Below are 11,461 nucleotides of genomic sequence, written 5' to 3'. Positions count from 1 at the left end.
CTGATTAGATCATAGACGGCATCGATAGCGCCCATTATGATGCCGCGCCCCGCCAGGGAGAATTGGCGTGGGATTCACCATTTCACCATATTAATGATGATTTTTTTGAGGACTTATGGGCAACACTAAGTTGGCTAATCCGGCTCCGCTGGGCCTGATGGGTTTTGGCATGACCACCATCCTGCTGAACCTGCACAACATCGGGTTCTTCCCGATGGACGGCATTATCCTGGCGATGGGCATTTTTTATGGCGGCATCGCACAGATCTTCGCGGGCCTGCTGGAATATAAGAAAGGCAACACCTTTGGTTTAACCGCGTTCACCTCTTACGGTTCATTCTGGCTGACCCTGGTCGCCATTCTGCTGATGCCGAAAATGGGTCTGACCGACGCCGCTAACCCGCAGTTCCTGGGCGTTTATCTGGGCCTGTGGGGCGTCTTCACGCTGTTCATGTTCTTCGGCACGCTGGTGGGTAACCGCGCGCTGCAGTTCGTGTTCCTGAGCCTGACCGTGTTGTTCGCCCTGCTGTGCGTGGGTCACCTGGTGAGCAACGGCGAAGCCATTATTCACGTGGCTGGCTGGATTGGCCTGGTCTGCGGCGCCAGCGCCATTTACCTGGCAATGGGTGAAGTCCTGAACGAGCAGTTCGGTCGTACCGTGCTGCCGATTGGTGAAAAACACTGATCCCCTTCGTGCCCGCCCTGCGGGCACGAACTCCTCTATGCGGTTGCGCTTTCCCCTTTTTAAATCTGACTGTTTTTTAGCCGCATCAGAAACGATACGTAAACAGAACGGTAATAATCACCTCATTTAATTGATAAGCATTATCATTGCGAATAGTGTGACCCGCGCATCCCGGATAATGGATATCAGGCAGCCACCAAAATGGAACCAGCAGGGGATAAATGATTCTTTTGTGTTGCATAGGGTTATCTGATGAATTCCAGCCTTGCCGCCCGCGAGCAAACTGGCGAAGCCATTATCGCGTCGCATTACCGTAAAGTCCTTGTCAGGCGTTTTACCCTGGCAGGCGTGCTGCTCTTCTTTATACTTTGCTCCCTGATCCTCGATTTCACGCTCGGTCCTTCGGGCATCTCCGTTTCTACGCTCTGGCACACCCTGGTCGATGCCGCTTCAGTCGATGCCGGTACGCGCGTCATTGTCTGGGAGCTGCGGCTGCCGTTTGCGCTGATGGCGGTCGCCGTCGGTATGGCGCTGGGGCTTGCCGGAGCCGAGATGCAAACCATCCTTAACAACCCGCTCGCCAGCCCGTTTACGCTTGGGGTGTCGTCTGCCGCCTCCTTCGGCGCTGCCCTGGCAATTGTGCTCGGACTGGGCATCCCCGGCATTGCCGATAAATGGTTTATTCCGGCAAACGCCTTTGTCTTTGCCCTGCTGGCCTGCTTTATTCTGGACGGCATCAGCCGCTGGACCCGCGTGGCAACGTCCGGCGTGGTGCTGTTCGGGATCGCGCTGGTCTTTACCTTCAACGCCCTGATCTCCATTCTGCAGTTTGTTGCCAGCGAAGACACCCTGCAAGGGCTGGTCTTCTGGACGATGGGCAGCCTGGCAAGAGCCTCATGGGATAAGCTGGCGATCCTGGCCGTGGCGCTGCTGATTATCGTGCCGCTGTCGCTTAAAAATGCCTGGAAGCTAACGGCGCTGCGATTGGGAGAAGATCGCGCCGTCAGCTTCGGGATTAACGTCAAAAAGCTGCGCCTGGCGACGCTGCTACGCATCAGCATTATTTCGGCGCTGACCGTCGCCTTTGTCGGGCCGGTAGGCTTTATTGGCCTGGTGGCGCCGCATATCTCGCGCATGATGTTTGGCGAGGATCACCGTTTTTATCTGCCCGGCAGCATGCTGATTGGCGCTCTGGTGCTTTCGCTGGCCTCCGTGTTTTCCAAGAACATCGTTCCCGGCGTCATCATTCCTGTTGGCATTGTCACCTCGCTGGTGGGGGTGCCGTTCTTCCTGAGCATCATTATTCGTAACCGGGGGAACGTATGACCGACGGCCTTCGCGTCCGGGATCTGCACACCGGCTATCGCAAGAAAAAAGTCATCAGCGGGCTAACCACCCCACGACTTCCTCGCGGACAGATCACCGCCCTGCTGGGGCCGAACGGCTCGGGCAAATCCACCCTGCTGCGCGCGCTGGCAGACCTCAATCCCGCTCAGGGCGAGTTACTGCTTAACGGCGAGGATCTGATGACCCTGCCCCCGGCAAAGCGGGCGCAGAAGGTGGTTTACCTCCCGCAATCCCTGCCTCAGGGCGTGCATCTGCATGCGCTGGAATCGGTGATCGTCGCCCGTCGTGCCAGCGGCAGCGTGAATACGCAAAACGTTGAGCAGGAGGCGTACGCCATTCTTGAAAAGCTGGGCGTCGCCCATCTGGCAATGAGTTTTCTGGATCAACTTTCCGGCGGGCAAAAGCAGCTGATTGGCCTCGCGCAGTCCCTGATCCGCCAGCCCGACCTGCTGTTGCTGGACGAGCCCCTGAGCGCCCTCGATCTTAACTACCAGTTCCATGTGATGGATATCGTCGCCCGCGAAACGCGGCTGCGCAACATCGTCACCGTCGTGGTGATCCACGACATCAACATTGCCCTGCGCCATGCGGACTATGCCCTGATGCTGAAAGCCGGCGAGCTGATCGCCAGCGGCCTGCCGGGAGAGGTGGTCACGCCCGTCAATCTGGCAGCGGTTTATGGCGTGGACGGCCGGGTCGAATACTGCTCCCGCGGGCTGCCCCATGTGGTGGTCGACGGGTTAACACCATAAAAAGACGGGGAAAACATGACGCTAAAAAAAATCATCGCCGCCGCCGGAGGGCTGGCACTGTTCATTACGCCGCTCATCGCCCAGGCGCAAAGCTGGCCGGTAACGGTCAAGGATATGGATAACCGCACGGTCACGGTGGAGCACGAACCGCAGCGCATCATTTTGCAGGACGGACGCGACATCTTCGCCCTGGCGCTGCTGGAGCGCGATAATCCGTTCGCGAAGGTGGTGGCGTGGAATAATCTGCCGAAAAAGCAGGATACCGAAACCTGGAACGTGCTGAAGGGCAAGTGGCCGGAAGCGGAGAAGATCCTCGACATGAAGTTTTCCGACCAGGGAAATGTCGACCTCGAAACGGTTATCTCCCGCCAGCCAGACCTGATGATCGCCCAGCTGCGCGCTAAGCCCTCGCTGGTGCAGTCCGGCGTACTCACGAAGCTCGAAGCCCTGCACATTCCGGTCATCTTCGTTGACTACGAGCTGCACCCGGTAGAAAACACCCTGCCGAGCATTGCCCTGCTGGGTAAGGCGCTGGGCCAGACCGACCGCGCCCAGGCCTACATCGATTTCTATCAGCAGCGTCTGGATAAAATCCACCAGCGTCTGGCAACCGTCAGCAAAAAACCGCTGGTCTTTATCGAACCTATTGCCGGCGTCGGCGGGCTGGATAATGGCTGCTGCTTTACCCACGCGCGTAACGGCTGGGGCGGACTGGTAGAAGCTGCGGGCGGGATCAATATCGGGTCACAGCTGCTGCCAGGTGCGACCGGGAATGTCTCGGTGGAGAAGATTATCTCCCTGAACCCGGATTACTACCTGATGACCGGTTCAAAACGTCCAGGCAAAGGCACGGCCATTATCCCGTTTGGCTATAACGTCCCGGCAGGCGAAGTAACGACGGCGTTCAACGCGCTGGTGGGGCGTCAGGGAGTGGCCAGCATTCCGGCGGTGGCTCAGGGCCATACCGGGGCGCTCTATCACCACTTCTATAACAATCCGTACAACATCTTCGCCATCGAGACGTTGAGCAAAATCTTCTATCCAACGCTGTTTAAGGATGTGGATCCGCAGGCGGATTACCACGCCATCATCACTGACTTCACCCACATCCCGGATGACAACATCATCCTGAGCTACACCCCTTCGCACTAATAAAAATGCCGGGCTCTGCCCGGCATTTTTTATCCCGCGAGGACCGGTACTTCCACCGGTTTCTGGCGCAGCCAGATCCCAAGAGCCAGCCCCATGAGCGACAGCGCCAGCACGTACCAGGCAGGTGCCATCGGCGACACGCCCATCAACAGGGTGACGGCAACCGGCGTCAGCCCGCCGAAGATGGCGTATGAAACGTTATAGGAGAATGAAATACCGGTGAAGCGCACTTCCGGCGGGAAGGCGCGAACCATCACGTAAGGCACCGCACCCACCACGCCCACGCAAAGCCCCACCGTACCGTAGAGCAGGAACAGCTGTTCGGGATGGCTGCCCGCCAGATGGTAAAACGCCCAGCTCGACCCGGCCAGCAGCAGGCTGCCGATGATAAAGGTCAGGCTGGAGCCGATACGATCCACCGCCAGACCGGCAATCAGGCAGCCAAAGCACAGCATGATGGTGGCGAAACTGTTGGCCTGCAGCGTCACCGCCGGGGCAAAGCCGTACTGTTTTTGCAGCCAGACCGGCGACATCAGGATCACCACCACGATGCCCGCCGACAGCAGCCAGGTCAGCAGCATCGATACCACCACCGCCTTTCTGTGCCGTACCACTACCGCTTTAACCGGCAGTTCCTGCGCCAGCGCCTTGCGCTGCTGCATCTCAAGGAATACAGGCGTCTCCTGCAGCCAGCGACGCAGATACATGGCCACCAGACCAAAGGCCCCGCCCAGCAGGAACGGAATACGCCAGCCCCAGTCGTGCACCGCCTGCTGGGTCATGCTGGTATTGACCAGCGTCGCCACCACCGAGCCGAGCAGAATGCCGACGGTCAGCCCTGCGGTCAGCGTGCCGCAGGCAATGCCGATCCGCCGGGCCGGAACATGTTCCGCCACAAACACCCATGCGCCCGGCACTTCACCGCCAATCGCCGCCCCTTGCAGGATGCGCATCAGCAGCAGCAGTACCGGCGCGAGAATGCCCATCGAGGCATAGGTCGGCAGCAGGCCAATCGCCAGCGTCGGTACCGCCATCAGCAGGATGCTGAGGGTGAACATCTTTTTGCGCCCTACCAGATCGCCAAAGTGGGCCATCACGATGCCGCCGAGCGGGCGCGCCAGATAACCGGCGGCGAAAATGCCAAAGGTCTGAACCTGACGCAGCCATTCGGGGATGTCCGCCGGGAAGAACAGCTCCCCGACGACAGCGGCGAAAAAGACGAAGATGATGAAGTCATAAAACTCCAGCGCGCCGCCGAGAGCGGCAAGCGTGAGGGTTTTATAATCCTGACGATTGAGAGGCCGGGTGTAATGTGACATAGCGAACCATTATGGGCTGAATTGTTGAGTTATATTTACAGCGATCGTAAAGAAAAAATTACTATACCGTAAATCAATTAGCAGGCTACCGTCGTTACAGCTTATGTCACATTATTGTTAATTTCAGGAGATTGTTTCACGCCTTGCGCTTTTCGGGCGAAAAGCTGCTACTACCTGCGGATCGGTTTCGACGTAAGGCCCTTCCAGAAGCTGTACACAATACGGTACGCTGGCAAAAATCCCCGCGACCACCACCTTGCCGTCAGCCTCTTTTACGCCTTCCAGCGTCTCTTTAATCGACTTAGGCTGGCCCGGTAAGTTGAGGATCAGCGCCTGCTTGCGGATCACCCCGACCTGGCGTGACAGGATTGCCGTTGGCACAAAGTGTAGACTGATCTGGCGCATCTGTTCGCCAAAGCCCGGCATTTCACGGTCAGCAACGGCAAGGGTTGCGTCCGGCGTCACATCCCGGCGCGCGGGCCCTGTTCCGCCCGTGGTCAGCACCAGATGACAGCTCATTTCATCAACCAGTTCACACAGGGTTTGCTCGATGACGGCCTGTTCATCCGGGATCAGACGCGTTTGCACTTCAAACGGCGTAGTCAGAGCAGAAGCCAGCCAGGCTTCCAGCGCAGGAATGCCTTTATCTTCATAAACACCGCTGGAGGCGCGGTCAGAGACAGAAACTAAGCCAATGCGTAAGGTATTCATATTCATTCCATTCAAACAATACAGATTGAGGAGAATGATACACGCAGGAAAGAGATTGAGACAGGATACGAGAGAGGTAGCGTGACCGGGAGCCCGGTCACGCCAGAATGATTACAGCAGTTCGCCGATCATTTTTTCCAGTTTTTCCTGGTCGATTGCAAACTTACGGATACCGTCCGCCAGTTTGTCTACCGCCATTGGATCCTGGTTGTGCTGCCACAGGAACTCGGATTCAGTGATGCGCTCTGGACGGGCTTTCACTTCGCCGCTGAAGCTCAGCTTACGCTCGATTGCGCCTTCGCTTTCTGCCAGCTCTTTCAGCAGCGCAGGTGCGATGGTCAGGCGGTCACAGCCAGCCAGTTCCAGGATCTCGCCCACGTTACGGAAGCTTGCGCCCATCACCACGGTTTCATAGCCGTGCTGCTTGTAGTATTCGTAAATCTCGGTAACGGAAACCACGCCCGGATCTTCAGCTGCCGCGTACTCTTTCTTATCAGTATTGGATTTGTACCAGTCCAGAATACGGCCCACAAATGGAGAGATCAGGAACACGCCCGCTTCTGCACATGCGCGCGCCTGCGCGAAGGAGAACAGCAGGGTCAGGTTACAGTTGATGCCTTCTTTTTCCAGCTGCTCTGCAGCGCGGATGCCCTGCCAGGTGGAAGCCAGTTTGATCAGGATACGGTCGTTGCTGATGCCAGCATCGTTGTACAGTTTGATCAGGCGTTTGGCTTTAGCGATGGACGCTTCGGTGTCATAGGACAGACGCGCATCCACTTCGGTAGAAATACGGCCCGGAACCAGCTTCAGGATCTCCAGACCAATGTTAACGGCCAGTTTGTCGGTCGCATCAACAACCTGCTGATCGCGGGAATCACTCTGGCTTTTCGCCCAGGCAACAGCCTCATCAATCAGTTTGCGGTATTCAGGGATCTGTGCAGCGTTAAGGATCAGAGAAGGGTTCGTTGTGGCATCCTGCGGCTGGTACAACTTCATTGCCGCGATATCTCCGGTGTCAGCGACAACAGTCGTGAACTGACGAAGGGAGGTTAATTTATCCGTCATGATAGTGTTTCTCTTTAACTTGCCCTGGATAATTCGCGTTACCAGCAGGATGCCAGAAACGGAAAAATGACAGGTTTACTTGTTAGGGGGATGTAACCGGTCTGCCCTGATGATAACACGACGGAATGTCAGCGCAACCGCAGACAATGCGCTGAAGAATACTGTGATAAACTCCTCAAATTAATTGGCTGCTAATTAACTGTTTGCTCAATCATTCGAAACGATTACCTATTCACTTTGGCATCAACAAGAGGGACGTTAATGCCTGATTACCTGTCGTTTATTAATGAAGTCCTGTGGGGTTCGATGATGATTTACCTGCTTTTTGCGGCAGGTATCTGGTTCACCGTTCGCAGCGGCTTTATTCAGTTTCGCTCTATTCCCCAACTGCGAAAGAATCTGAAAAATAGCCTGAGCCCCCAGCCGGGAGGTTTAACCTCGTTCCAGGCGCTCTGCACCAGCCTGGCGGCCCGGGTCGGCAGCGGGAATTTAGCCGGGGTCGCGCTGGCGATCTCCGCCGGTGGTCCAGGGGCAATATTCTGGATGTGGATGACCGCCATCATCGGCATGGCCACCTCTTTCGCGGAGTGCTCGTTAGCGCAGCTTTATAAAGAAGCGGATAAACAGGGGCAGTTTCGCGGCGGCCCGGCCTGGTATATGGCCCGGGGCCTCGGCATGCGCTGGATGGGCGTGCTGTTTTCGATCTTTTTGCTCGTCGCCTACGGCCTCATTTTCAACACTGTTCAGGCCCACTCTGTCGCCCACGCGCTGCGCTTTGCCTTCGATTGCCCGGAGGTTCTGACCGGCGGCACGCTGGCCGCGCTCACCGTGGTGGTGGTCATCACCGGCATTAAAGGCGTCGCCAGGCTGATGCAGTGGATGGTGCCGGTAATGGCGCTGCTGTGGGTGATGGCCAGCCTGCTTATCTGTGCCTGGCATGCCGAACAGTTACCGGCGGTTTTCAACCTGATCTTTAAAAGCGCCTTTGGCTGGCGCGAAGCGGCGGCCGGAGCGCTGGGCTACACCCTGAGTCAGGCCCTGACGGCAGGTTTTCAGCGCGGCATGTTTTCCAACGAAGCGGGTATGGGCTCAACCCCCAATGCCGCCGCAGCTGCCGCGTCCTGGCCCCCTCACCCGGCCTCCCAGGGGATCGTGCAGATGATCGGCGTATTCGTCGATACCATCATCATCTGTACCGCCAGCGCCATGATTGTGCTGCTGGCAGGCCCGGTGGATCTCCCGGCAGATACCGCAGGCATACAGATAATACAGCAGGCGCTGATAAATCTGACCGGAGGCTGGGGTGCCGGATTCGTGGGATTCATCATCATCCTGTTCGCCTTCAGCTCAATTGTGGTGAATTACATTTATGCCGAAAACAACCTGCTCTTTTTACACCCGGATGCCCGGCGCTCGCGCTGGCTGTTGCGGGGCGGCGTTGCCCTGATGGTGCTGCTCGGATCGCTGCTGAGCCTGCCGACGGTCTGGCAACTGGCGGATATCATCATGGCGCTGATGGCGATCACTAACCTGACGGCCATCCTGCTGCTCTCCCCGGTGGTGACCCTGATCGCCCGGGACTATCTGCGCCAGCGCAAACTGGGCGTGCAGCCGGTTTTCGACGTCTCGCGTTATCCCGAGATTGAAGAGCAGCTTGCTCCCGGCGCCTGGGATGATTTGCCGCGTCGATAACAGCCATCGATCACTCGAGGCGGTTTTTTTGATAAAGTCGCACCACTTCCCCTGCAAGGACTGGATATGCTGATTCTGATTTCACCTGCTAAAACGCTCGACTACCAGAGCCCACTTGCCACCGGGCGCTATACCCAGCCGGAACTGCTGGATCATTCGCAACAGCTGATCCGCGAAGCGCGTAAGCTTTCGGCCCCGCAAATTGCGAGCCTGATGAGCATCAGCGACAAGCTGGCGGATCTGAATGCCACCCGTTTTCACGACTGGCAGCCGGATTTCACGCCGTCGAATGCGCGTCAGGCGATTCTGGCCTTCAAAGGCGACGTCTACACTGGCCTGCAGGCAGAAACCTTTAGCGAAGCGGATTTTGATTTCGCCCAGCAGCATTTGCGTATGCTCTCCGGCCTGTACGGCGTGCTGCGCCCGCTGGATCTGATGCAGCCTTACCGTCTGGAGATGGGGATCCGCCTGGAAAATGCGAAAGGGAAAGATCTCTATCAGTTCTGGGGCGAGACCATCACCAACAAGCTGAACGATGCCCTGGAAGCCCAGGGTGACAACATTGTCATCAATCTGGCTTCAGATGAGTATTTCAAAGCCGTCAAACCGAAGAAGCTGAATGCAGAGATTATTAAGCCAGTCTTCCTCGACGAGAAAAACGGCAAGTTTAAGGTCATCAGCTTCTATGCCAAGAAAGCCCGTGGTCTGATGAGCCGCTACATCATTGAAAAGCGCCTGACGAAGCCAGAGCAACTAACCGCCTTTAACAGCGAAGGTTATTTCTTTGATGAGGAAGCCTCAGGAAAAGGCGAGTTGGTCTTTAAGCGTCACGAGCAGTAATGCGAAACCCCGCCACCTGGCGGGGTTTTGTTAATGATGCTTCCAGTCCGGTCCCGGACGGTGATCGTCATGACGATCGTTGTGGCGATTATCATGATGTTCATCATGCGGGTGCCAGCGGTTGTCCCGCCACTCATAATGTGACTTCCACCAGTCATGGTCGCGCCAGCGGCCGCCATCCCAGTAGTGTCCCTGTTTATCCCGATCGCCAATCTGTAATTTGACCGCCGGAACCAGGGTGATTTCAGAGGCCTGAACCGCCATCGGAGCCACCAGCATCAGAGAAAGCGCGATAAGCACAGGTTTCAGTTTAGACATAGGTTACTCCTTATTAATCCTGCCCGTTGTGGGCCGATGTAAGGAGATTACGTGAGGGGCATGGAGGATGTTATTCTCTGCAATCCTATTCTGTAAGTGACCGCATTTATTGGGAATTTCTACTTTTTCCCTGCTATTTTTCTCCTTAATTTCTTCACAAAAAAGCCGGGTGGCGCAGAGGCGTACCCGGCTGGATTGTGCGGCCTGATGCCCGGCGGCGCGGTGCTTGCCGGGCCTACAACTCGAGCTCGTGTAGGCCGGGTAAGGCGAAGCCGCCACCCGGCAAAAAGCGCTTACCCGCGGGTCATCATCAACTTACGCAGCGCAGCAAAATCGGCCGGCAGGTTGTGCGACAGCAGCGGCAGATCGGCGCGCTCGGCCAGCTCTTTCGGCAGCGGCAGAGATTCACCGAGGATCTCGTCCACGCTCTCTTTGAACTTCGCCGGATGCGCCGTGCCGAGGAACAGGCCGTACTCGCCCGGGTTCAGCTGATCGCGCAGGGCACGATAGGCTACCGCAGCGTGCGGTTCAGAGGTGTAACCCACCTGCTTCAGCTCACGCATGGTCTCTTTGGTGGTTTCGTCGGTCACCGCCGCGTAGCCCAGTTCGTTCAGACGCCAGATTTTACGGCGGAACAGCTCTTCCACACGCGGCCAGTTGTTAGGCTGGGACACATCCATCGCGTTAGACAGGGTGGCCTGCGTAACGTTTGGCGTCCACTTGCCCTCTTTCAGGAAGCGCGGAACGGTGTCGTTGGCGTTGGTGGCGGCGATAAAGCGTTTCACCGGCAGGCCCAGAGATTTCGCCAGCAGGCCTGCGGTCAGGTCGCCAAAGTTGCCGCTCGGCACCGAGATCACCAGCTGGTTACGCGCTTCCTGCGGCAGCTGCGCCACCGCTTCGAAGTAGTAGCAGATCTGCGCCAGCAGACGGCTGATGTTGATGGAGTTCGCGGAGTTCAGGCCCAGCGCCACCTTCAGATCTTCATCATCGAAGGCCTGCTTAACCAGCGCCTGACAGGCATCGAAATCGCCGTCGATGGAGACGGTTTCAATGTTGCCGCCGAGAGTACAGAACAGTTTTTCCTGCAGCGGGCTGATTTTCCCCTGCGGATAGAGGATCACCACGCGGACGTTTTTCAGGCCGTAGAAGGCATGCGCAACCGCCGCACCGGTATCGCCGGAGGTGGCCGTCAGGATGGTCACCGGCTTATCGCCGCTGATGTGGGTCAGCATCTGCGCCATAAAGCGGCCGCCGAAATCTTTAAAGGCCAGCGTCGGGCCGTGGAACAGCTCAAGACAGCCGACGTCCGGCTCCACCTGGCTTACCGGTGCCGGGAAGGCAAAGGCCGCGCGGACGCGCTCTTCCAGCAGCTCCTGCGGGATCTCGTCGCCGATAAAGGCGGAGAGAATTTTGGTGCTGCGGGTGACGAAATCCTGCTTCAGCATGTCGTCGATTTCGGTCAGACCGAATTCCGGCAGGTCGTGCGGGAAGAACAGCCCCTGGTTTTTGCCCAGCCCCTGCGTTACGGCCTGTGCAAAGCTTACCTGCTCGTTATGATCTTTAAGATTGTAGAGTTTCAT

The 11,461-nt window shown here is 57.3% G+C and carries 11 protein-coding genes; 6 read left to right on the top strand and 5 right to left on the bottom strand.

The window, feature by feature from the left end; genetic code table 11:
* Positions 1 to 115 precede the first annotated feature (115 nt).
* The 4 genes from satP to FFB58_RS15855 all read left to right on the top strand — a co-directional run bounded on the left by satP (position 116) and on the right by FFB58_RS15855 (position 3,936).
* Positions 116 to 685, top strand: a complete 570-nt coding sequence (satP, locus tag FFB58_RS15870) for an acetate uptake transporter (protein ID WP_138370397.1) — start codon at positions 116 to 118, stop codon at positions 683 to 685.
* A gap of 252 nt (positions 686 to 937) precedes the next feature.
* Positions 938 to 2,011 (top strand): iron ABC transporter permease, encoded by a 1,074-nt coding sequence (locus FFB58_RS15865; RefSeq protein ID WP_039030439.1) that lies wholly within the window; start codon positions 938 to 940, stop codon positions 2,009 to 2,011.
* The gene (locus tag FFB58_RS15860; RefSeq protein WP_138370396.1) at positions 2,008 to 2,784 is read left to right on the top strand and encodes an ABC transporter ATP-binding protein; all 777 of its coding nucleotides are present in this window, start codon (positions 2,008 to 2,010) and stop codon (positions 2,782 to 2,784) included. The genes FFB58_RS15865 and FFB58_RS15860 overlap by 4 nt, the downstream gene beginning before the upstream one ends.
* 15 nt (positions 2,785 to 2,799) lie before the next feature.
* A complete protein-coding gene (locus FFB58_RS15855) occupies positions 2,800 to 3,936 on the top strand; it encodes an ABC transporter substrate-binding protein (RefSeq protein WP_138370395.1) in 1,137 nt (378 codons plus the stop codon).
* A 29-nt stretch (positions 3,937 to 3,965) separates the two neighbouring features.
* Here FFB58_RS15855 and FFB58_RS15850 read toward each other — a convergent pair whose 3' ends face one another.
* From FFB58_RS15850 to tal, 3 genes are all read right to left on the bottom strand, one after another.
* A complete protein-coding gene (locus FFB58_RS15850; RefSeq protein WP_138370394.1) occupies positions 3,966 to 5,255 on the bottom strand; it encodes an MFS transporter in 1,290 nt (429 codons plus the stop codon).
* 123 nt (positions 5,256 to 5,378) lie between these two features.
* Complete coding sequence (gene mog, locus FFB58_RS15845) at positions 5,379 to 5,966, bottom strand: molybdopterin adenylyltransferase (RefSeq protein WP_103178202.1); 588 nt, start codon at positions 5,964 to 5,966, stop codon at positions 5,379 to 5,381.
* Positions 5,967 to 6,077: 111 nt separating this feature from the next.
* The gene (gene tal, locus FFB58_RS15840; RefSeq protein ID WP_039030444.1) at positions 6,078 to 7,031 is read right to left on the bottom strand and encodes a transaldolase; all 954 of its coding nucleotides are present in this window, start codon (positions 7,029 to 7,031) and stop codon (positions 6,078 to 6,080) included.
* Between the two features lie 261 nt (positions 7,032 to 7,292).
* Here tal and FFB58_RS15835 point away from each other — a divergent pair, with 261 nt between their 5' ends.
* Positions 7,293 to 8,723, top strand: coding sequence for a sodium:alanine symporter family protein (locus tag FFB58_RS15835; RefSeq protein WP_138370393.1), 1,431 nt, complete (start codon positions 7,293 to 7,295; stop codon positions 8,721 to 8,723).
* Between the two features lie 66 nt (positions 8,724 to 8,789).
* Positions 8,790 to 9,563 carry a peroxide stress protein YaaA gene (yaaA, locus tag FFB58_RS15830; protein WP_138370392.1) on the top strand — a complete coding sequence of 258 codons (774 nt, stop codon included), beginning with the start codon at positions 8,790 to 8,792 and terminating at the stop codon, positions 9,561 to 9,563.
* A 30-nt stretch (positions 9,564 to 9,593) separates the two neighbouring features.
* Here the strand turns inward: yaaA and FFB58_RS15825 are convergent, their stop codons facing one another.
* Both FFB58_RS15825 and thrC read right to left on the bottom strand, forming a co-directional pair.
* On the bottom strand, positions 9,594 to 9,881 hold the full coding sequence (locus tag FFB58_RS15825) for a DUF2502 domain-containing protein (RefSeq protein ID WP_138370391.1): 288 nt from the start codon (positions 9,879 to 9,881) through the stop codon (positions 9,594 to 9,596).
* Between the two features lie 293 nt (positions 9,882 to 10,174).
* On the bottom strand, positions 10,175 to 11,461 hold the full coding sequence (thrC, locus tag FFB58_RS15820; protein ID WP_138370390.1) for a threonine synthase: 1,287 nt from the start codon (positions 11,459 to 11,461) through the stop codon (positions 10,175 to 10,177).

The sequence above is a fragment of the Enterobacter sp. MF024 genome, assembly GCF_005843915.1.
GTDB classification, from domain to species: domain Bacteria; phylum Pseudomonadota; class Gammaproteobacteria; order Enterobacterales; family Enterobacteriaceae; genus Enterobacter; species Enterobacter barmai.
This window is presented reverse-complemented; position numbering and strand designations above follow the sequence as displayed.

Coding starts and splice junctions, on each gene's coding strand:
- satP (WP_138370397.1), top strand. CDS start 116: ATGGGCAACACTAAGTTGGCTAATCCGGCTCCGCTGGGCCTGATGGGT.
- FFB58_RS15865 (WP_039030439.1), top strand. CDS start 938: ATGAATTCCAGCCTTGCCGCCCGCGAGCAAACTGGCGAAGCCATTATC.
- FFB58_RS15860 (WP_138370396.1), top strand. CDS start 2,008: ATGACCGACGGCCTTCGCGTCCGGGATCTGCACACCGGCTATCGCAAG.
- FFB58_RS15855 (WP_138370395.1), top strand. CDS start 2,800: ATGACGCTAAAAAAAATCATCGCCGCCGCCGGAGGGCTGGCACTGTTC.
- FFB58_RS15850 (WP_138370394.1), bottom strand. CDS start 5,255: ATGTCACATTACACCCGGCCTCTCAATCGTCAGGATTATAAAACCCTC.
- mog (WP_103178202.1), bottom strand. CDS start 5,966: ATGAATACCTTACGCATTGGCTTAGTTTCTGTCTCTGACCGCGCCTCC.
- tal (WP_039030444.1), bottom strand. CDS start 7,031: ATGACGGATAAATTAACCTCCCTTCGTCAGTTCACGACTGTTGTCGCT.
- FFB58_RS15835 (WP_138370393.1), top strand. CDS start 7,293: ATGCCTGATTACCTGTCGTTTATTAATGAAGTCCTGTGGGGTTCGATG.
- yaaA (WP_138370392.1), top strand. CDS start 8,790: ATGCTGATTCTGATTTCACCTGCTAAAACGCTCGACTACCAGAGCCCA.
- FFB58_RS15825 (WP_138370391.1), bottom strand. CDS start 9,881: ATGTCTAAACTGAAACCTGTGCTTATCGCGCTTTCTCTGATGCTGGTG.
- thrC (WP_138370390.1), bottom strand. CDS start 11,461: ATGAAACTCTACAATCTTAAAGATCATAACGAGCAGGTAAGCTTTGCA.